Origin of the sequence: Frankia sp. CeD, assembly GCF_000732115.1 — a bacterium.
GTDB lineage: Bacteria > Actinomycetota > Actinomycetes > Frankiales > Frankiaceae > Frankia > Frankia casuarinae.
The window spans coordinates 68785-89020 of record NZ_JPGU01000016.1 but is presented as its reverse complement, the minus strand read 5'-3'; the positions used below and the strand labels follow the sequence as shown (position 1 = coordinate 89020).

The following is a 20236-nucleotide window of genomic DNA, read 5'->3' as shown; positions in this document are numbered from 1 at the left end:
GCCCTGGACGCCCGCGGTCGTCAGCGTCGGCGACGTGGCGATCGCCGCGGCGCTGGGACTGTTCGGAACGCTGGCCCCCGTGCGGGCGTGGCGCACGTTGCAGGCCCGCCGCCACGCCAGGGCGGTACAGTCTCCGGCCCAGGGGAACCTCGGCGATGGCTCACCGGATGGGTTCGGCGACGCCGACGAGGACGACGGCCTCGACGGACCCGCCGGTCACCTCCCGTCGGTGCGGACTGGCACGATGACTGCACGTCGAAGCAGAACGGAGGGAGATTCCTGATGGCGAAGAAGAAGCGCAAGCGGCGCGCACGGGCGAAGAACAAGGCCAACCACGGCAAGCGCCCGAACACCTGAGCCACCCGGCGGGCCGTGGCAGCCACGGCCCGCCCCCGGGCTGCCCGATACTCCGTCCGGCCCCAGCTACTCCGGCGGGCCCCAGCTACTCCGGCCGGTACTCGGCGGCGTCGATCTCCACCCGGGCGGCCCGCAGCCGGGCGAGCAGGCTCGCCCGCAGCGACTCGGGCGCCCGCTCCCCGCCGCACTTACGGGCGACGAGCATCTTCACCTCGTGCTCCACTCCGAACTCGCGCAGGCAGGGGGAGCATTCGTCAAGGTGGGCCCGAATCAGATTCTGCTGCCCGCCCTCACACTCACCGTCGAGATACAGAAAAACCGCGTCGAGCACTTTCCGGCAATCGATCTCGTGTGGACCGCCGCAGCTCACGACGCACCGCCCTCGCCGTCGGCGGAACCGGCCGCCACGAGCCCACGGTCCAAGGCGTACTTCTCCAGGGACTTCCGCAGACCCCGGCGACCGCGGTGCAACCGGGACATCACGGTCCCAATCGGCGTACCCATGATCTCCGCGATCTCCTTGTAGGCGAAGCCCTCGACGTCGGCGAGGTACACCGCCATGCGGAAGTCCTCGGGCAGGGCCTGCAGGGCGTCCTTGATGTCACTGTCCGGCAGGTGTTCCAACGCCTCGGTCTCCGCGCTCTTGAGCCCACTGGACGTATGCGACCCCGCCTCGGCGAGCTGCCAGTCCTCCACCTGCTCGGTGGGGCTCTGCAACGGCTGGCGCTGCCGCTTGCGGTACGTGTTGATGAACGTGTTCGTCAGAATCCGGTAGAGCCAGGCCTTGAGATTCGTGCCCGCCTGAAACTGGTGGAAGGCCGCGAACGCCTTGACGAAGGTCTCCTGCACGAGATCCTCCGCGTCGGCGGGATTACGGGTCATGCGCAGGGCTGCCGCATACAGCTGGTCGAGGTAGGGAAGGGCGTCCTGCTCGAAACGGGCGCCTCGCTCCTCGGTGGTCTCGTCGACCAGGATCACTTCCTCACCGTCATGCTCCCCGGCGGCCCACCCCGCGTCCACCACACCTGACCGGGCGACACGCGACCGTCCTTCCAGAGCGGACGATACCCCGGCCAAAGCCGGAGCGCGCATCGGCGCAACGCTCGGCAAAGGCCGGCCGGCGGCGGTCCGCGCCTGCGCGGACCGCCGCCGGCCGGTGCTGCTCCCAGGAGTCATGAAGCCTCCGTGACGTCATCTGGCTGCCGGTTAGCTGTCGGCTGACTGCCCACACAACCGGATCAGCCCGCGGATGATTCCCGCAGCCGGCCCCGCAGCCAGAATGCGCCGACCCGGGCCGCTTCGGCCACGCCCTCGCCGGGCGGACGCGCATCCCGTCGGCGGGTCTGGAAGGAGTGGTCGGCTCCCGCGACGAGATGGATCTCGCGGCCGAGTTCCGGATCGGGCCGCGGTCGCCCGAAGGAGTCCCGCTCACCCTGGACGACGAGCACCGGGACGCCCGCGCCGTCGAGTTCGTCCTGCCGCGACGGCCTGGTTTTGCCTGCCGGCGTGGTTCCCGGTGGCTGGAGCGGGAAGCCGAGGGCGAGCACGCCGCACGCCTCGAGCCCGGCCGCGACCCGCATAGCCACCCGCGATCCCATCGAGGCGCCGGCGAAGGCCAACGGGCGCGGCGGGCCCAGCGCCTCGACCGCGGCGATCGCGACCGCGTCGAGCCGGGCCGGCCGGTCCGGCGCCCGCCGCCCGGCGACGCGGTACGGCATCTCCAGCCGCGCCACCTGCACCCCGACAGAGGTGAGATATGCCGCAAGTTGGACGAAAAGCGGCGTGTCCGTGCCAGTCCCGGCTCCGTGCAGGAAGAGCACCGTCGACTCCGCCGTGCCGGGAACCACCAGCAGCCGTCCGCCGTCCACAGCTGTGGGCGCTCCATCACCCGGGACCTGCCCGGGGTCGGCGGCGGTGGACGGCGAATCCGGTGCGCATCTATCCGCGCGAACAGGGAAGGACACGGCGTGGTCGAGCCTGGAATCTGTCAGACTTCCGCCTTGAGTGTGTGACTTACCTCGCATCATCGCCCCTCGAAGGGTAGGAACGTTTCATGCCGCCTGGCCCCGACGCCGATCCGGGTCCGTCTCGCGGACGAGCGAACACCCTGGTCTGCGAGGCTCCAGCCAACAGTGACGACCCATACTGGGCGTTCTACGAAGAGGTCGCGGCGGTCCAGCTCCGCGAATGGCTGCCGTCCCGGCCCGCGCGGGTGCTCGACGTCTCCGGCCCGCGGGCCCGCTTCGCCCGCCAGATGGTGAGCACCGGCCATCAGGTCGTCCGGGTGGTCACCAGCGCCCTGCCGCCCGATCCGGCAAGCGGTCCCGGAACGCTTCTGCCGGTGGTGGGGGACCCCCGCTCGCTGGACTGGTTCGCTCCCGGTTCCTTTGACGCCGTCCTCGCCGAGGCTCGGGCGCTGTCGTTCTGCCTCGCCACCGAGACCATCCTGGAGGAGATCCATCGGATGCTGCGGCCGGGCGGCCAGCTGCTGCTCTGCGTCGATTCCCTGCTGCTCGGACTCGCCCGGCTCGCCGAACAGCACCGCTGGGCGGAGCTGTCCGACGTCCCGCGGGCGGACGTGGTACTCGTGCCGGCGGAAGACGGAACGATCACCCGGTGTTTCTGGCCCGAGGAACTTCGGGCACTGCTGACCAGCGCAGGGCTCGACGTGGACTGGATCCGCCCGCGCACCGTGCTCTCCGCGGAGGCGGTCAAGCGCGCGGTCGCCGAGGACGTCTCGTGCTTCCCCNCCCTGGTACGCACGGAGGTGGAACTCTCCGCCGAGCGTGAGGGTGAGTCCATCGGCATCCATCTCATCGCCTCGGCCCGCCGGTCCGCCTAAGATCCGGCGCGGCGGTCGGTCCACGCGGGCCAGGGGGCGAGGCGTTCGAGGACGGCCGCGATTCCCAGGAGCCGGGCCTCGTCCCCGTGCCGGCCGGCGGGAATCAGGTGGCGGGAATCAGGTGGCGGGAATCAGGTGGCGGGAATCAGGTGGCGGGAATCAGGTGTCGGGAATCAGGTGTCGGGAATCAGGTGTCGGCCGGCGCATGTCACGAGGACGCGGTTGACCCGGGCCGTCGTCCGGCATGCTGTCATGGTGAGCATCCTGACGGGTAGCGAAGCCACCGGAACGCAGTCCGATCCGTGGCCGGCTCCACTCGCACGGCAACCGGTCGAGGCCGTCGTCGCGGTGCCCGGCTCGAAGTCCGGCACAAACCGGGCACTCGTGCTCGCCGCGCTGGCGAACGGAACCTCCCGGCTGCGGGGTGCGCTGCGCTCCCGCGACACCCTGCTGATGGCCGGGGTGCTGAGGACGTTGGGTATCGAAGTATCCACCGAGGGTCCCGACTGGGTCGTCCACGGCCACCCGACACCGAGCGCCGCACCCACCGCGCGCGCGGAGTGCGGAAACGCGGGCACCGTGGCGCGCTTCACCCCGGCACTGGCCACGCTGACCCGCGGCGACGTCGTCTTTGACGGAGACGCGCGGATGCGCGAGCGTCCGCTCACCCCGCTGCTCGGCGCGCTGCGCGAGCTCGGCGCCGAGATCGACGGCGACCGAATGCCCTTCACCGTGCACGGCCGAGGGCGGCTGCGTGGCGGCGAGGTGATCGTGGATGCCTCCCACTCCAGCCAGCTTGTCTCGGGGCTGCTCCTCGCCTCCCCGCACTACGACACCGGGGTGACGGTCGTCCACCGCGGGTCCCGGCTGCCATCGGCTCCCTACCTGGACATGACCGTCGCGGATCTACGGGCCGCCGGTGCCACGGTCGAGGTCGACGCCGTGTGCTCCCCCGCGGCCGGCCCGGTGGCGGACNCCCGGCGCTGGCGCGTCGAACCGGGCCGGCCGACCGCCGCGGACCGGACCATCGAACCGGACATGAACAGCGCGGCGGCCTTCCTCGCGGCGGCGGTCGCCACCGGCGGGCGGGNGNTGATCTCGGNCTGGCCGGAGTCGACCGAGCAGCCCGGCCGGCTGCTGCCCGATCTGCTGGTGGCGATGGGAGGCACGGCCCGGCGCACGTCGGCGGGCCTGGAGATCACCGGCGCCGGTGCCGTCCACGGGATCGACGTCGATCTGTCCGACTTCGGGGAAGCCGCTCCGATACTGACCGCCCTCGCCGTGCTCGCCGACTCGCCGTCACGGCTACGGGGCATCGCGCACCTGCGGCTGCAGGAGACCGACCGGCTGGCCGCCCTGGCCCTCGAACTCGGTCGCCTGGGCGCACGGATCACCGTCGCCGACGACGGGCTGGCGATCAGTCCGGCGCCCCTGCACGGCGCCCGGCTCGACCCGCACGCCGATCATCGGCTGGCGATGGCCTACGCGGTGGTCGGCCTCGTGGTGCCCGGGATCGTCATCGACGACATCGCGACGACCGGCAAGACGGTGCCGGACTTCCCCGAGATGTGGACGGCGATGCTGGACCAATGAGCGGCGCGACGCGACGCCCCCCAGGCCAGGCCGGCTGCCCCCCGGGTCCGACCGACAGCGCCGGCGGCTAGTCCGATGGCCCGCGAGCTGGACGAGGACGACGTCCGGGTCCGGCCGAGCCGGGGATCGCGCCCCCGGACCCGGGACCGGCCCGACCATGCCGAGGCGGTCGCGGCGGTGGNAGTGGGNGTCGACCGCGGCCGGTACACCTGCCGGCTCGACACGATGGCCGACCGCCTGGTCGCGGCCGTGCGCGGTGGGTCGATGCGCCGGACCTCCGTGATAGTCGGTGACCGGGTGGCCCTCGTGGGAGATGTCTCCGGGGCGGCGGGCCTCTTGGCGCGCATCGTCCGCCGCGAGGAACGCACGAGCGTCCTGCGGCGCACCCCCGACGACAGCGATCCGGTGGAACGCCCGATCGTCGCGAACGCCGACGTCCTGGTCATCGTCTGCGCGGTCACCGATCCGCCGCCGCGGCCCGGCCTGATCGACCGATGCCTGGTCGCCGCCTACGACGGCGGGCTCTCCCCGGTCCTGTGCCTGACCAAGACGGATCTCGCGGATCCGGCAGCGCTGGTGGACCTGTACCGCCCACTCGGACTCCCCGTCGTGACCACGCGCCCCGGTGGGGACCTGCGCGCGCTGCTGGAGCTGCTGACCAATCGGGTCAGTGTGCTGTTCGGGCACAGCGGGGTCGGCAAGTCCACCCTGGTGAACCGGCTGGTGCCGGCGGCGGACCGGGCGATCGGCGAGGTCAACGCCGTGACCGGCCGCGGCCGGCACACCTCGTCGGCCGCTGTCGCACTGCGGCTGCCCCAGGGGGGCACTGTCGTGGACACCCCGGGTGTCCGGTCGTTCGGGCTCGGCGCGGTGTCCCCGGACCGCGTGCTGCGCGCCTTCGAGGACCTCGCCGCGGCCGCCGCGCACTGTCAGCCCGGATGCCAGCACCTGGCGCCGTCCCCCGACTGCGCCCTGGACTCGGCGGTGCGGGACGGCCATGCCGACGCCGCCCGGCTGGCGAGCCTGCGCCGGCTGCTCGGCACCCGCGGAGCCTCACCTTGATCGCAATAGATCGGGAGATTGGTCACACTAACCCCGCCACCTGGTGTCCGGCGCCCGGGACCACCGACGCGCGGTGGGGCTCGGCTCGTAGTCTCGCAGGCGTGACCCCGCCTAACCCCGCATCCGTGAGCATCGAACCGACCGCGGACTCCGACACCGTCGCCATCGCCGACGATCTGGCCCTCGCGCTCAGCCTCGCGGACGCCGCCGACCGGATCACTCTTTCCCGATTCCAGGCAGTAGACCTGCACGTCGAGTCGAAGCCGGACAACACCCCGGTCTCCGACGCCGACACCGCCGTCGAGTCCATGATCCGCAAACGGCTCGCCGTGGCCCGGCCGGGCGACGCCGTGCTCGGCGAGGAGGAGGGTCTCGTCGGATCGGGCGCCCGCCGGCGCTGGATCCTGGACCCCGTTGACGGCACCAAGAACTTCGTGCGCGGCGTGCCCGTCTGGGGCACCCTGCTCGGACTCGAGGTGGACGGCGAGATGGTCGTCGGGGTCGCGAGCGCCCCGGCGATGAGCCGACGGTGGTGGGGAGCCCGGGGCACCGGCGCCTTCACTCGCGACGCCACCGGCGACACCCGTGCCCTGAAGGTCTCCTCGGTCACCAGCCTGGGTGACGCCTTCCTGTCCTTCGCCTCCGTCGAGGGCTGGCAGACCGCCGACCGGCTGGAGGAGTTCCTCCACCTCGCCGGCCAGGTCTGGCGGACCCGCGCCTACGGCGACTTCTGGTCGCACATGATGGTCGCCGAGGGCGCCGTGGACCTCGCCTGCGAGCCCGAGGTGTCGCTCTGGGACATGGCCGCGCTCCAGGTCATCGTCGAGGAGGCCGGTGGCCGGTTCACCGACCTGGGCGGGCGCCGGGGGCCGGGACACGGCACGGTGCTCACCACCAACGGGCATCTCCACAACGTCGCGCTGCAGTCGTTCAACGGCTCTTCATGATCGGTTTTGCGCATCGTGGTTCTCCCGCCCCCGGCCAGCGGGAGAACTCCCTGCCCGCGTTCCGTCGCGCTCTGGCCGGCGGGGCGAGTGGGCTGGAGTCGGACGTCTGGCTCGCCGCCGACGGCGTTCCGGTCCTGCATCATGACGGTGTGTTCGGCCCGCCCGGGCGGCGTCGGCGGATTCCCGACCTGACCGCCGACCGCCTGCCGGGGTGGCTGCCAACCCTCGCGGAGTTCTACGCGCAGCTGGGTACGTCCTTCGAGTTCAGTCTTGATCTGAAGGGCCCGCCGGGCAGCTGGGCGGACGCGGCGGCGGCCGTCGTCACCGTCGCCCGCGAGGCCGGTGGCGGCGAGGCCGCGAGGCGGCTGTGGCTGTGCGGCGGGCTCACGGACCTAGCGAAATACCGACCGCTGGATGACGACGTCCGGCTGGTGAACTCGACGTCGATCCGCGACATCGTCACCGGCGGCGGAATGACCGCGTACGGCGATGAACTCCGGGCCGTCGGAGTCACCGCCCTCAACCTGCGCGCGCGTGAATGGACCCCACCACGGGCCGGCATCGTCGGTGTTCTCCACGACCTGGGTATCGCCGTGTTCGGGTGGGATGCGCAACGAACAACCACACTGACCCGGCTAGCCGGCTACGGGCTCGATGCGGTCTACAGTGACCATCTACGCCGGCTGGTACGCGTGACGGGTGCCACCCGGGCATAGCCAGCAGAGGTGCCCGGTGACGCGACTGTCGTAGGTGCGCCAAGGTCAGACGAATTGGGTAGTCAACCAGGCGAAGTCGTTGATTCAGTTGTGCGCAGCGTGACGCGACTCCGGCACACCGTCATATCACTGCTGGTTAGGATAGCGCCGTGCAAGCTATAGCCGGCGTCGCCCTCGATCACCAGGGAAAGATCGGTTCCCCGAACCTGCGGATTGACCACGAAAGGGATAACACTCACTCCCGCGCCGGCAGCCGACGATGGCGCATCGTGGCACTTTCTTGACACCGGGATGGCGGGAGGCTGCACTCAGTCCTCCTCGGCGACTTTCAGCATCTGCTCCGGAAACCCGGTGCGTTCCGCCACATGCTCGACGGAGTATCCCTGTCGTAGCAGGTCACGAGCCTGTTCCAGGGTCCAGCCCCGACCGGGGTCGACCCGACGGACAACTACCTCACTCGCCTGGCGCCGTTCCTGGGGCCAGCTGAGTCGTGCACGGCGTGCCAAGGGTCGACCTCCGAGATTTGAGAGGACTTTGGTGTTACGCCACCAAGGATAGGCCATATTGACGTCGGCCTGCCCGTTGAACTCCACGATAGCGGGTNCCGACCAGTTAATGCAGACCCGCGCCGGAAGACAGCGCATCACGCGAAGACTCTGGCCCGAACAGGCGGCACGCCAAGAGGTACGAGAGTCCTTGATCCTCGGCTGGCCGGATCCATCGGTGACCGGGAAGACCTTCCGCGAGAGCGGTTCAGCCGAGAACGGCACCGACGCATCTCACCGGGTGACTTCCCGCAAGGCATGGCTATGGATGGCCAACCGGGTCGTGGATGCATAGCGGCTCCGCTCCGATGCGACGGGTCACCTCGGTGAACGTATAACGGCGGATCCCGGCCCCGCGGTGGCCGGCAGCCGTGCCCGTTTATCGGCTCCGGGTGAGGCCACGACCCGCGGCTTCCGCCGGGGCCGAACGCGCGCCCGACGGCTGGACGGCGGGCGCGGACACTTCCGTGGTCCTGGTCGAGCGGCCGTGCTCACGCAGCATCGTCCGCCACTGCTGCGGGGAGTGACTCGCCGGCCGGGTGGTCGCCAGAAAATCCTCGAGAACCGCCCGGAAGCGTTCGGGGTCAGTGTGATGGGGGAAATGCCCGGCACCGGAAAAGATCTCCAGGCGGCTCCCCGGCATCGCCTCGTGCGCCATCCACGCGTGCTCAACCGGGATGACGGCATCCCGGTCACCCCAGACGATCAGCGAGGGCATCCCGGCGGCGAGGTAGCACCGGTCCAGCATCGTGATGGACTGCCCACGCCCGTCCACCGCCGACCGTAGCGTGCGCAGGAACGCCGCCCGCGCGGTGGGTACGCCCAGCGAGTCGAAGACGTTCAGGAGATCGTCGGCGTCCCGCCCGAGATCGGTGTGCAGCAGGCGCAGCGCGTGCATTCCGGCCCAGCCGGCGACCCGCACCGGCGGCATGCCGATCAGGGAAAGCNCCGCCCCGGCTCCGGGCACGGCCGCCGCCCGCAGCGCGGGATGCAGGTGCGGCCCGNCCCCGCCGGTGGCGACCAGCACCAACCGCTCGCAGCGCTCCGGGAACTGGTAGGCGAACTGCATGGCCACCCCGCCGCCCAGCGAGTGTCCGACGACCGTGGCGCGCTCGACTCCGAGGATGGTGAGCAGGTCACGCATGCCGCACGCGTAGCCGGCCACCGAGTAGTCACCGCGCGGTTTGTCCGACTCGCCGTGTCCCAGCAGGTCGGGAGCGATGACGGTGTGCCGGCGGGCCAACTTCGGGATGATCGAGGCCCAGGTGCGCGCGTTGTCCCCGATGCCGTGGATGAGCAGTAGANCCGNCCCGCGCCCGGCCCGCAGATAGCACCGCCGGTACCCGTGGACCGTGACGAAGCGGGAGGTCAGCGGGCCCACCCGGGGCACGCCATGGGCACGGCCGCCCCCGGTGCTCGTCGTCCCGTCTGCCGATGCCACGACCGAGGCTGGATTCTTCCTCACTCGCCACCACCCNCCCGCGACTCGCCGCCACCCACCTGCCCCCGCTCGAAGCACACCATCCTACTTCCACGGCCTNCCCCGGGAGCCGGCCCGGGACTCGTACCCGCCTCCCCGCGCCCGACCGCTTCTGACCTGGTGGTCAGAACCTGATGGTCAGAATTCGATGTTGCTCATCACATGCTTGATCCTGGTGTAGTCCTCCAGGCCGTAGACCGACAGATCCTTGCCGTACCCGCTCTTCTTGAACCCACCGTGCGGCATCTCCGCCACGAGCCGGATGTGCGTGTTGATCCATACGCAGCCGAAGTCCAGCCGGCGGGCGACCCGCAGGGCCCGGCCGTGATCGCGGGTCCAGACGCTGGAGGCCAGGCCGTATTCGACCCCGTTGGCCCAGGCAACCGCGGTGTCCTCCGAGTCAAACCGCTGCACCGTGATGATCGGGCCGAACACCTCGGACTGGATGAGCTCGTCGTCCTGGCGCAGACCCGAGACGACCGTGGCCGGGTAGAAGTAGCCCGCCCGGTCCAGCGGAGCACCGCCGGCGAGCACCTCGGCATGTTCAGGTGCCCGCTCCACGAAACCGCTCACCCGGGCCAGTTGGCCCGCGTTGTTGAGGGGCCCGTAGTCGACGTCGGGCTCCTCCGGCGATCCAGTCGCGGTCTTCCCGGCCGCCTCGGCCAGGGCGGCTGCGAGCTCGTCGTGGACGCCCGGCGCGGCCAGCACCCTGGTCGCCGCCGTGCAGTCCTGGCCGGCGTTGAAGTACGCGGCCTCGGCGATCTGCCGCGCCACCACCGCCGGATCCACGTCGTCGAAGACGATGACCGGCGCCTTGCCCCCGAGTTCGAGGTGCACCCTCTTCAAGGAGTCCGCCGCGGCCCGGGCGATCTCCATCCCGGCCCGCACGCTGCCGGTCACCGAGACCATCGCCGGGCCCGGATGGGCCACCAGCGCGCGTCCGGTGTCACGATCACCACACACCACGTTGAGCACGCCGGGCGGGAGGAACTCCGCGGCGATCTCGGCAAGCAGCAGGCTGGACGCCGGGGTGGTGTCGGAGGGCTTGAGCACGACGGTGTTGCCCGCCGCGATCGCCGGCGCGACCTTCCAGACCGCCATCATCAGCGGGTAGTTCCAGGGCGTGACCTGGGCACAGACCCCGATGGGCTCGCGGCGGACATAACTGGTGTACCCCGCCAGGTACTCGCCGGCCGACCGGCCCTCGAGCAGCCGCGCGGCCCCGGCGAAGAACCGGNTCTGGTCGGCGGACGGCCCGACCTCCTCGTCCACGGTGAGCCGCAGCGGTTTGCCGGTGTTCGCGCTCTCCACCGCCGCGACCTCGTCGGCCCGGTCCTCCAGCGCGTCGGCCACCCGCAGCAGTGCCCGGGACCGCTGCGCGGGCGTGGTGTCCCGCCAGCCCTCGAACGCCGCGCTCGCGGCCGCCACGGCCGCGTCGACGTCGGCCGGCCCCGACCGGGGTGCCTGCGCCAGCAGGTCCGCCGTCGACGGGTTCAGGATGGACATTGTCTCGCCATCGACGGCCGGGGTGGAGACGCCACCGATGAGATTGGCGAAGATCGCATCCATGTCTCTGTCCCTCCTGGGGGATCGGGCCGGCTCAGCCGACGAGGTCCCGGGCCATCTGGTCGAGGCTGTCGAGGTAGCGGTCGACATCGGCGTCGGTGTGCTGCACCGACAACGTCCACTCCTCCTCGCGCCCGGGCGCCATGAGGACGTTGCGGTTGGCGTTGTAGAGCCAGGCCAGTTCGGGCAACTCGGCGTTCTGGTGCGCCATGAACGAGGTGTAGTCACGGATCGGGGCGTCGGTGAAGTGCACGCATCCCTTCGAGCTGATGCCGACGGTGTAGCCGGGAATGCCGTGCCGGGTCAGGATCTCGTCGCAGCCGGCGGTCAACCGGCCACCCAGCCGATCGAGGTGGGTGTAGGCGTCGGGAGTGAGCACCTCGAACAGGCTCGCCCGGGCGGCGGCCATGGTCAGCGGGTTGCCGTTGTACGTGCCGACCTGTTTCACCCGGTCCGAGGCCACGGCCTCCATCAGTTCCGCCGTCGCGCCGATCGCCCCGGACGGCAGCCCGCCACCGAGCGCCTTGGCCAGGGTCACCAGGTCCGGGCGCACGCCGAACCTCTCGGTGGCCCCACCGGCCGCCACGCACAGCCCCGTCTTGACCTCGTCGAAGATCAGGATAACCCCGTACCGGGAGGTGATCTCCCGGACCGCCGCCAGGTAACCGGGCTCCGGCAGGACGACGCCGAGGTTCATCATCGCCGGCTCCATGATCACACAGGCGGGCAGGCGTCCCTCGGCGGCGAGCGCGGCGATCCGCCGCTCCATCGCCGGAGCGTCGTTGAAGGGGACCGGCACCGTGAGGTCGACGACCACCCGGGGGATCCCGGCACCGTAACCCAACGAGTTCATGTTCTCGGCCGGACCGATGTCGTCGTACGGGGTCCCGATCGACACCATCACGTAGTCGTGGTGCCCGTGGTACGAACCGAAGATCTTGACGATCGTGTCGCGGCCGGTGACGCCGCGGGCGATGCGGATCGCGTCCATCGTCGCCTCGGAGCCGGAGTTGACATAGCGCCACTGCGGCAGGCCGAAGCGGCGGGCCAACTCCTCGCTGACCACCACGCAGTCCTCGGTGGGCATCGCGAAGTGCGTACCGAGCGCCACCCGCTCGGTCACGGCCCGCACGATCGCCGGGTGGGCGTGCCCCTGCACCATCGAACCGAACCCGTTGTGGAAGTCGGAGTACTCGTTGCCGTCGACGTCCCAGACCTTCGACCCGAGACCGCGGGTGAGGTAGATCGGCCAGGGATCACGCACCTGGTAGGACGACGGCACCCCGGAGGTCATCGACCGCACCGCCCGCGCATGCAGCGCCTCCGAGCCCCGGGTGCGGACGTCGAGGCGGGCGGACTCGCGCGCGGCCAGCTCCGCGACCCTGGCCCGCGCAACGACCCGGGTCACACCGCTCCCGGAGGCAGTCACATTCGACACTAGCCACGCATCCTTTCCACCGATCAGCCACTGAAAGCGTAGCCTGATCGGCAGCTTGACGATGGAATCCGTCGAAGATTGCGTGGATAAGGATCGCTTCCCAGTTCACTCATCGACGGCCATACGATGGCAGCAGGGGCAGGCCAGCGTGAACGGGCGTGGGGAACCGCCACGGAGGACCGAGGAGGACGCCGGGTGCAGTCGCGACGGTCGCCCGGCCAGCGACTTAGCTCCGATACCCTGCTGGACGATGTCAACAAGGCCATCATCGAGCAGCTGCAGCAGGACGGCCGGCGGTCCTACGCGGCCATGGCGGCGGCGGTCGGGCTCTCCGAGGCGGCCGTGCGCCAACGGGTGCAGCGTCTACTCGACGCCGGCATCATGCAGATCGTCGCCGTCACCGACCCGCTCCGGGTGGGCTTCCACCGGGAGGCGATGATCGGGGTGCGGGTCACCGGGGACACCCGCGTCGTCGCCGACACGATTGCCGCGCTGCCCGAGGTCGATTACGTCGTCCTGACGGCCGGATCCTTCGATCTCATCGTGGAGATCGTCGCCGAGAACGACGAGCACCTGCTCGAACTGATCAACGAGCAGATCCGCGCCCTGCCACAGGTCCTCGCCACCGAGACGTTCGTCTACCTGCGGCTGGTCAAGCAGACCTACACGTGGGGAGCACGCTGAAACGTCCGGACGCCGACAGCGCGGGCCGCCGGGCGCGGAGGGGAAGCCGGGCCGGGTCGAACATCGATAGGGCGCAGAACCTGCCGACGGGCCGACGGGCGCGGCGACGCGGGCGGGCATGCGGTTCGGGGGTGTCACCGTTTGTACCGCCGACGGGAACAACCAAGCGGCCACAACAAGAGTCCAACATATGCAACGAACGTCAAATATCTCGGCCCGGACACACGATGGGGTGAACATGGCGCTGGTCCACCATGACCCGCAGGACGGCATTATGGTTACCCGGATCGGGCAGGCGGAGATAACGGTACGTCCCGAGCCACCGGCGAGCGCCGGGAAGGCTCCGGTCATCCTGCTCCGGTTGGATGCGCCCATGCTCGACACCCTTGCCGCGGCCTACCTGGATCCGGACGAGGCCCGCCGGCTGGCCCAAGCGCTGATGCGGGCGGCCGAGGCGGTGCGTCCGGCAAGCCCGTGGCGANCCCCGGGANCCNCCCCCCGCTGANCCCGGAACGGGCCCCGCCGCGGGAGAACCCGCCGCCGACGGCCGCCATGCCGGGGCGGCTCCCGGGCCACCACTGTGCGTCCCGGGCTCGGACGACCGCCAATCCGGGCCCCGCGCCGCCGGGCGTCGGCGCGCATCCTGGCCGGGCGCCCGGGTCGCCAACCGGCGGAAGGAGCGGACGGATTCCGATGAAAACGGCCCGTGATACGGCCCGTGATAATGATGCATGCCTGCCTAAATGCGAAAGTACCCTCGGAAAAACTTTCCGAGGGTACTTTCGACTGGTAGCGGGGACAGGATTTGAACCTGTGACCTCTGGGTTATGAGCCCAGCGAGCTACCGAGCTGCTCCACCCCGCGTCGGTGTGTCTTCACTATACAGGGCCGCCATCGGCGGCTGTCAAATCGATGGCGGCCCCAATTTCGGAACTTTCGGGACTAGCCGGGCGCCGGGGCGGCCCGGGCCCCCGGTGGACCGGGAGTGTCGCCGCCGGCCACGGTCGCCGAAGGAGACGGAGCCGGTGGTTTGGCTGCCGGTGACGCGGGGACCGGTGACGCGGGCACCGACGCACCGGCCCGTGTCGCCGTGGCAGCGGGCGGTGTCGCCGCCGGACTCGACAGAGTACGCAGGCGACCCAGCGCATCAGCCAGCTCGCTCTGGGCCTTCCCGTAGGCGGTGAAGTCCGGCGGGCTCTTGCGCAGAGCGTCCTGCCCCGCCTGGTAGGCGCGGTCGGCGTCGCCCACGGCGTCCTGCAGCGCGGTCTGCCCCGGCGGCGGGACGCCGGCCCCGCCCTGCCCGGATCTGGGAGCCGGCGTGCCGTCCTGACCGGCGTCCGTGGTCGTGGCCCCGATGCCGGCCCCGGCCGCCGCGGCACCGGCACCGGCACCGAAGACCTTGTCCAGGGCCTCACCCAGCGAGGCACCGAAACCGATGCGGTCGCCGAAGGCCGTGGCGACCCCCTGCAGGGTCGGGTAGCCGGTGCTCCCTCTGGCCTGGACGTAGTAGGGCTCGACGTAGAGCAGGCCGCCGGCCAGGGGCAGGGTCAGCAGGTTGCCCTCGATCGTGGTCGCTCCCCCGCTGCGCCATAGCGNCAGCTGNTTGGCCACGTCGCCGTTGCCCTCGATGGCGNTCTGCACCTGGNCCGGACCGTTGATCGTGTTCCCCGCCGGCAGTTTGAGCNGGGTGAACCGGCCGTAGTTGGCGGGGTCACTGGACACCGCCATGTACGCCGCGAGCTTCGAGGACCGGGCGGAGATCAACGGTGAGGTGAGGTTGTAGGACGGGTCTTTGCGCCCNGGAAGCTGGCTGTAGACGTAGAACGGCNGCTGGGGTTGCCCGCTTCCATCCGGCGAGTCGGACACATCCCAGAAGTCCTCCTGGGAGTAGAAGTCCCGCGGGTTGGAGATGTGGTACTGCCCGATCAGATCGCGCTGGACCTTGAACAGGTCCTCCGGATAACGCAAGTGTGCTCGGAGGGACGGCGGGATGTCACTCTTCGGCTTCACCGTGTCCGGGAACGCCTTCATCCAGGTCCGTAGNACCGGGTCGGACTCGTCCCAGGCGTAGAGGGTGACGGTGCCGTTGTAGGCGTCCACCGTCGCCTTCACCGAGTTACGGATGTAGTTGACCTGGTTCGAGGCCTGCCGGGTGCGGTTGCCACTCTGGGTGGTCACCGAGTCGGCGGTCACGTCACCCAGGGTGCGCCGGGCGGAGTAAGGATAGCCGTCGGAGGTTGTGTAACCATCGAGAATCCAGGTCACCCGGCCATTGACGATCGCCGGGTACGGGTCTCCGTCGAGGGTGAGCCAGGGCGCTGCCTTGCTCACCCGGTCCCGCGGGTTTCGCTCGTCCAGGATCCGGGAGTTCTTCGTGATGTCACCGGAGAGCAGGATGTTCTTCTCCCCGAACCGCAGCGCGAACAGCGCCCGACGGAAGGTCGAGCCGATCGAGACCCCACCGTCGCCCTGGTAGGTCGTGGTGACCTGGGTTTCTCCCGGCCCCGGCCCATCGATCTCCATCTGCCTGGTGCCGACGATGGAATACGACGGCGACATCTCCCCGAAGTAGACCCGGTTCTCCTTGATACCGAAGGTACCGTCCTGCGGGAAACCGCTCACGCCGTGATCGAAGTCGGGGCGCCCCACGTCGACGGTGTTCGACGGCGCCGCGACAAATCCCTTGCCGTGGGTATAGGTCAGGTGCTCGTTGATCCAGTTGCGCTGCTGCGTTCCCAGCCCGGCCTGGTTCAGCTCCCGCACCGATACCACGTAGTCCTGGGTCGTCGACTTCTTGTCCGCCCCTGTGACGGTGTACCGGTCGACGTCGAGCGTCGGCGGGAAACCATAGTAGCCGCGGAACTGCTGGAGCTGCTGGAACGTCCGGGAGAGTTTGCTGGGGTCGAGTAGACGGATGTTGGGGACCGTGCCGGTGTCGGCGGCGACCTGCTGGGCGGTGACGTCGGTGCTGGCGGCATAGTCCTGCGGCTCGACGTCCTGGATGCCGTAGGCGGCCCGGGTCGCCGCGATGTTGCGCGCGATGTAGGGCTCCTCGCGGGTCGCCTCGTTCGGCCGGACCTGGAACTGCTGGACGATCGCCGGGTAGATCCCGCCGATCACCACCGAGGACAGGACAAGGATGCCCGCGCCGAGCAGCGGCAGCGTCCAGCCCCGCTGGAAGATGTTGTAGATGAACAGCACCGCGCAGGCCAGCGAGATGAACAGCAGGATCAGCTTCGCCGGCAGCACGGCGTGCACATCGGTGTAGGACGCACCGGTCCCCACCCCGCGCGAGGAGAACACCGAGCCGAACCGGTCGAGGTAGTACGCCCACGCCTTAAGCAGGGCGAGCAGCCCGAGTAGCACCGAGATGTGCGCCTTCGCCGCCGGGGTCACCCGTTCCCCCGTGGTCTGCATCCGGATTCCGCCGAACAGGTAGTGGGTCAGCAGGGTGACGAGCAACGACAGCAGCACCGCGGTCAGCAGGAAGCCGAGCAGGAACCGCTGGAAGGGATAGCTGAACGCGTAATAGCTGATATCCCGGTGAAACTGCAGATCAGGGGTCCCGAAAGACTCGCCGTTCACCCACAGCAGCCACGTCCGCCACTGGCCGGCGGCGGACAGGCCCGCGGCCAGGCCGAACAGCGTCGTGACCGCGAGCAGGATCAGCAGCATATACGGCTCGATCACCGACCGGTAGCGTTCCAGGTTCTGCTGCTCGGTCGACAACGGCCGAAGCGGCGGCCGTAGCCGGTACGCAAGTACGATGTTGGTCCCGACGATGATCGCCATTACCACGCCGAAGAGGACGAACAGCAAAATCCGGGTGTAGAGGACAGTGGTGAACACCCTGCTGAAGTCGATCGAGCGGTAGAACAGCAGGTCAGTGTATAGCCGGGTGAAGATGGCGATGATCGTAATCGCGAGGACGATGACAAGCAGCACCGGCACGAGCACCTTGGTGCGGGTCAGCACCGGGCGGCGACTGGTGGTTGCCACAGGTTCCTCCGTGCGTCGGTGATTCGGTGATTCGGGGCGCGTACCGCCCTAGTACGGCAACCTACGCCAGGGGCTCTGGGGGAGATCGGANAGGATGGGTCGGTGAACAGCCCGAACATCACGGAGTTGACCTCCGTCGTACTCGAGGTCGAGCGGCACGTCGCCGATTCCGGGTGGGATCAGCCCAGCCAGGTCTACGCGCTGGCCGACACCGCCGACCTGCTGGCGCGAGAACCCGCGCTGGCCCCCCACATCGGAGACTCCCCGCCTGGGTCGCTGACCCCGGTCGAGCAGGAACCGCTGCCGGTGGGGCGGCTCGACGAGGTGCTGGCGGGGATCGGATGGCCGCCGGAGGTGCTCGGATGCGTGCTGGTCACCGAGCTTGTCGTCCTGCCGCCCAGCGCGGAGGAGGAGGCTCCGTACTCCGATCACGAGATCGAGTACTGGGCGGCGAACCATCCCGAACGCCAGGACGTCCGCCTCGCCGTCGGGGTCACCCGCAGCGGGCTGCACGCGTCCTGCCTGCGAGTCCGCGGGGACGACGAACTCGTCATCGATCCGGATCTGGCCGACAACCTCGTCGACGGACTGCTCGCGACCTTCCAGTGAGTCGACCCGGCGGGCGGCGGCGCACGGCAGCCGCCCGCCCTCTTCCGGCGCCACCGGGCACAACGGCGCCACCGGGCACGCGGATGGCGCATGGCACGCGGATGGGGCGCGCTCAGCAGGAGGGCACCGCCGCGGCCGGATTCGTCCGGAGGGCGTCGACGGCCTTCAGCGCGCCCGCCAGCGATTCCACCTTCACCAGGCGCGGACCGCCGGAGTCGATCGCGCGGGCGTCACCGCAGTTCCCCGCGGGGACCAGGAAGATCGATGCCCCGGACGCCCTGGCCCCGAGGATCTTCTGCTGGATACCGCCGATCGGTCCCACCTCACCGGCGGAGGTGATCGTCCCGGTGCCAGCAATGATCTTTCCTCCGGTCAACGCGCCGGGGGTGAGAAGGTCCACGATGCCCATCGCGAACATCAGCCCGGCACTCGGCCCGCCGACATCGGAGATGCGGATACGAACCGTGAACGGGTAGGTCCGCTTCTCCGTCGTGGTGACACCGATCATGGCACGAGCGGGGTCGTCGGTGGCGGCCCGGGTCGTGACGGTGGCCGTGGCCGTCTTTCCGTCGCGCCGATAGGTGACCGTCACAGGATGGCCCGGAGCCACCTTCCCGATCTGCCGGCGCAGCTCCTCCTGGTTGGCCACGGCCATCCCACCGACCTGCACGATCACATCGCCCGGCATCAGCTTGCCGGTGGCCGGGGAGCCCGTGGGGACCCCGGCGACCGCGACCGAACGGCCGGTGGGCGCGATACCGAGCTGCGCGAGCGCTGCCGCGGTCGCCTGGTCCTGTGAGTCGAGCATCGCCTGCGCGTTCTCCTGCTGGATCTGCTCCTGGCTCGAACCGGGCGGCCTGATCAGCTCGCTGGGGACCACCGCCCGGCCGGAGTCGGACCAGTCCCGCAGCGCGGTGACGAGGTTGAGCCGGGGCGTCTCCTCGACCGTGGTCAGTTCGAGCTTGCCGGCGGTCGGATAGGTCCGCCGGCCGTCCACGGTGATCAAGGACGTCCCGTCAACGCTGCCGAGGGTGTCGGTGACCGGCCCGGGGGCCAAGGTGACGAACGGTACCGGCATCCACAGCCCCGCGACCACGAGAACCAAGGCCAGTACCGACGCGACCACGAGGGTCTGGGTGCGCCGGACCATGCTCGCAGTCTATGTATCAGGGCTCACGACCCTCGTCCCGGCGTCCGGGAACCGAGGTTCGCCACGACGGTCCGGGGTTGCGATGATCGACACCGAAAGGCATTCGGTGGCCCGAAAGGCGCGGCGGAAGGCCGTGGCAGAGTCCGGAAGGCCGCGCGGCGGGCCGGGAGGTGGGGAGTAAAGAACGAGATCGAAAGCACGGCCGAGGGACTCGAAGGACCACTCGGTCCTGAACCGCCGTCCGGCGGCCGGTGAGACGCCCCGGCCGCCGGACGGAAACGGTCAGATGGACTCGGGCGGCGGCGCCGTGTGTCTCGCGGACAACGGCGCCCCGGCCGAGGCGGACCGCCCGGGATGACCGGGATGACCGGGTTCGTCAAGGGCGGTAACGGTACGAACCTCGTGCTGGGCGGGGATCGGTCGGGCCAGCGCGGCCATACTGCGCCGATAGCCCTCAATCGTGATCATGGCTTCGGAGGTGCGGTCGGGACGGCTGCGTAGGGTGACCCACGCAAGAGTTATGAGCACGGCGACGGGGGGGATCAACAGGAACCACATGGGAGCCTCGACGTCGAGACGGGCAAGAAGATGACTTATTTCTATCGTAGGGTGCCCCGATCAGCAGGCGCCTACCCATTCCGCCGCGCCATCCGCAAAAATCTGGTGTTTCCAAATGGGAACCTGCTCCTTGATGTCATCGATCAGACGACGACAGGCGGCAAAAGCCTCCGCCCGGTGGGCCGCGCCGACCGCCACGATCACGGCGGTGTCCCCGACGGCGAGGTGACCGGTACGGTGGACCACCGCGACGGCCAGCACCGGTGCGGTCGCGGCGACGTCGCCGGCGACCCGGGCGATCTCCGTGCCGGCCCGGGGATGCGCCTGATACGTCAGGTCGGTCACCCCGCGGCCCTGGTCATGGCCCCGGACAGTGCCCACAAACAGGGCAATCCCCCCCACGCCAGGGGACCGCACAGCGGCCATGCACTCGTCCACCGACAGGACGCCGTCCCGGATCTCCGCGAGCGTCACCCGCGCGACCGGGTCCGGGTCCGGCACGGACGGCACGGACGGCACGGACGGCACGGACGACGGAGGTGGCGCGGGTGGCGCGGGTGGCGCGGGCGGGGCGGGCGCGATCGGCGGGGCCCCCGCCGGAGAACACGTCGGTTCCACAGCTACGACCGTAACGGTCGGGGCCAGCGCCGTTTCGCCCGTCGGGCAGAAAACGCATTACCGTGGGTTCAT

General features: G+C 70.1%; 20 protein-coding genes, 1 tRNA gene and 1 pseudogene. 10 read left to right on the top strand and 12 right to left on the bottom strand.

What is annotated here, in order from left to right:
* Together CED_RS11420 and CED_RS26170 are read left to right on the top strand one after the other, a co-directional pair.
* A pseudogene (locus CED_RS11420) lies at nucleotides 1-283 on the top strand (hypothetical protein); the annotation flags it as partial.
* Nucleotides 283-357, top strand: coding sequence for a 50S ribosomal protein bL37 (locus tag CED_RS26170; RefSeq protein ID WP_369807823.1), 75 nt, complete (start codon nucleotides 283-285; stop codon nucleotides 355-357). The pseudogene CED_RS11420 and the gene CED_RS26170, both read left to right, overlap by 1 nt.
* Nucleotides 358-442: 85 nt before the next feature.
* On the opposite strand, the gene rsrA is transcribed toward CED_RS26170, so the two are convergent.
* The 3 genes from rsrA to CED_RS11405 form a co-directional block, all read right to left on the bottom strand.
* Entirely contained in the window at nucleotides 443-727 is a 285-nt protein-coding gene (gene rsrA, locus CED_RS11415; protein ID WP_011438142.1) for a mycothiol system anti-sigma-R factor, read from the bottom strand.
* A complete protein-coding gene (locus tag CED_RS11410; protein WP_011438143.1) occupies nucleotides 724-1533 on the bottom strand; it encodes a sigma-70 family RNA polymerase sigma factor in 810 nt (269 codons plus the stop codon). The genes rsrA and CED_RS11410 overlap by 4 nt, the downstream gene beginning before the upstream one ends.
* A 62-nt stretch (nucleotides 1534-1595) precedes the next feature.
* On the bottom strand, nucleotides 1596-2225 hold the full coding sequence (locus CED_RS11405; RefSeq protein ID WP_308726831.1) for an alpha/beta family hydrolase: 630 nt from the start codon (nucleotides 2223-2225) through the stop codon (nucleotides 1596-1598).
* Nucleotides 2226-2410: 185 nt separating this feature from the next.
* Between CED_RS11405 and CED_RS11400 the strand changes: the two genes are divergently transcribed.
* The 5 genes from CED_RS11400 to CED_RS11380 all read left to right on the top strand — a co-directional run bounded on the left by CED_RS11400 (nucleotide 2411) and on the right by CED_RS11380 (nucleotide 7517).
* On the top strand, nucleotides 2411-3199 hold the full coding sequence (locus CED_RS11400) for a methyltransferase domain-containing protein (protein ID WP_035910400.1): 789 nt from the start codon (nucleotides 2411-2413) through the stop codon (nucleotides 3197-3199).
* Between the two features lie 252 nt (nucleotides 3200-3451).
* Nucleotides 3452-4792: a 3-phosphoshikimate 1-carboxyvinyltransferase gene (gene aroA / locus CED_RS11395; protein ID WP_035910398.1), complete on the top strand. Its 1341-nt coding sequence runs from the start codon at nucleotides 3452-3454 to the stop codon at nucleotides 4790-4792.
* Between the two features lie 75 nt (nucleotides 4793-4867).
* Nucleotides 4868-5854, top strand: a complete 987-nt coding sequence (gene rsgA / locus CED_RS11390; RefSeq protein ID WP_035910396.1) for a ribosome small subunit-dependent GTPase A — start codon at nucleotides 4868-4870, stop codon at nucleotides 5852-5854.
* A 101-nt stretch (nucleotides 5855-5955) separates the two neighbouring features.
* Nucleotides 5956-6801 (top strand): histidinol-phosphatase, encoded by an 846-nt coding sequence (gene hisN / locus CED_RS11385; RefSeq protein WP_035729794.1) that lies wholly within the window; start codon nucleotides 5956-5958, stop codon nucleotides 6799-6801.
* Nucleotides 6798-7517 carry a glycerophosphodiester phosphodiesterase gene (locus CED_RS11380; protein WP_011438149.1) on the top strand — a complete coding sequence of 240 codons (720 nt, stop codon included), beginning with the start codon at nucleotides 6798-6800 and terminating at the stop codon, nucleotides 7515-7517. Before hisN ends, CED_RS11380 begins: the two co-directional genes overlap by 4 nt.
* Nucleotides 7518-7825: 308 nt before the next feature.
* Here CED_RS11380 and CED_RS22535 read toward each other — a convergent pair whose 3' ends face one another.
* From CED_RS22535 to CED_RS11365, 4 genes are all read right to left on the bottom strand, one after another.
* The gene (locus tag CED_RS22535) at nucleotides 7826-8023 is read right to left on the bottom strand and encodes a hypothetical protein (protein ID WP_035729797.1); all 198 of its coding nucleotides are present in this window, start codon (nucleotides 8021-8023) and stop codon (nucleotides 7826-7828) included.
* 418 nt (nucleotides 8024-8441) lie between these two features.
* Complete coding sequence (locus CED_RS11375; RefSeq protein ID WP_369807820.1) at nucleotides 8442-9503, bottom strand: alpha/beta fold hydrolase; 1062 nt, start codon at nucleotides 9501-9503, stop codon at nucleotides 8442-8444.
* Between the two features lie 177 nt (nucleotides 9504-9680).
* On the bottom strand, nucleotides 9681-11111 hold the full coding sequence (locus CED_RS11370) for a gamma-aminobutyraldehyde dehydrogenase (protein ID WP_035910392.1): 1431 nt from the start codon (nucleotides 11109-11111) through the stop codon (nucleotides 9681-9683).
* Between the two features lie 31 nt (nucleotides 11112-11142).
* Nucleotides 11143-12516 (bottom strand): aspartate aminotransferase family protein, encoded by a 1374-nt coding sequence (locus CED_RS11365; protein ID WP_011438153.1) that lies wholly within the window; start codon nucleotides 12514-12516, stop codon nucleotides 11143-11145.
* Nucleotides 12517-12741: 225 nt separating this feature from the next.
* Here CED_RS11365 and CED_RS11360 point away from each other — a divergent pair, with 225 nt between their 5' ends.
* Together CED_RS11360 and CED_RS11355 are read left to right on the top strand one after the other, a co-directional pair.
* Complete coding sequence (locus tag CED_RS11360) at nucleotides 12742-13230, top strand: Lrp/AsnC family transcriptional regulator (protein WP_011438154.1); 489 nt, start codon at nucleotides 12742-12744, stop codon at nucleotides 13228-13230.
* Nucleotides 13231-13468: 238 nt separating this feature from the next.
* On the top strand, nucleotides 13469-13735 hold the full coding sequence (locus CED_RS11355; RefSeq protein WP_035910417.1) for a hypothetical protein: 267 nt from the start codon (nucleotides 13469-13471) through the stop codon (nucleotides 13733-13735).
* A 282-nt stretch (nucleotides 13736-14017) separates the two neighbouring features.
* On the opposite strand, the gene CED_RS11350 is transcribed toward CED_RS11355, so the two are convergent.
* Nucleotides 14018-14094 (bottom strand) — tRNA-Met (locus CED_RS11350).
* A gap of 78 nt (nucleotides 14095-14172) precedes the next feature.
* Nucleotides 14173-17229: a UPF0182 family protein gene (locus CED_RS11345; protein WP_035910390.1), complete on the bottom strand. Its 3057-nt coding sequence runs from the start codon at nucleotides 17227-17229 to the stop codon at nucleotides 14173-14175.
* Between the two features lie 102 nt (nucleotides 17230-17331).
* On the opposite strand from CED_RS11345, the gene CED_RS11340 reads away from it, so the two are divergent.
* Entirely contained in the window at nucleotides 17332-17838 is a 507-nt protein-coding gene (locus tag CED_RS11340) for a PPA1309 family protein (RefSeq protein WP_011438157.1), read from the top strand.
* 112 nt (nucleotides 17839-17950) lie between these two features.
* Here CED_RS11340 and CED_RS11335 read toward each other — a convergent pair whose 3' ends face one another.
* The 3 genes from CED_RS11335 to CED_RS11325 form a co-directional block, all read right to left on the bottom strand.
* Entirely contained in the window at nucleotides 17951-18988 is a 1038-nt protein-coding gene (locus CED_RS11335) for a PDZ domain-containing protein (RefSeq protein ID WP_035910388.1), read from the bottom strand.
* A gap of 282 nt (nucleotides 18989-19270) precedes the next feature.
* Nucleotides 19271-19546, bottom strand: a complete 276-nt coding sequence (locus CED_RS11330) for a hypothetical protein (RefSeq protein ID WP_011438159.1) — start codon at nucleotides 19544-19546, stop codon at nucleotides 19271-19273.
* Nucleotides 19547-19606: 60 nt separating this feature from the next.
* The gene (locus CED_RS11325; RefSeq protein ID WP_369807822.1) at nucleotides 19607-20056 is read right to left on the bottom strand and encodes a molybdenum cofactor biosynthesis protein MoaE; all 450 of its coding nucleotides are present in this window, start codon (nucleotides 20054-20056) and stop codon (nucleotides 19607-19609) included.
* Between the last annotated feature and the right edge of the window lie 180 nt (nucleotides 20057-20236).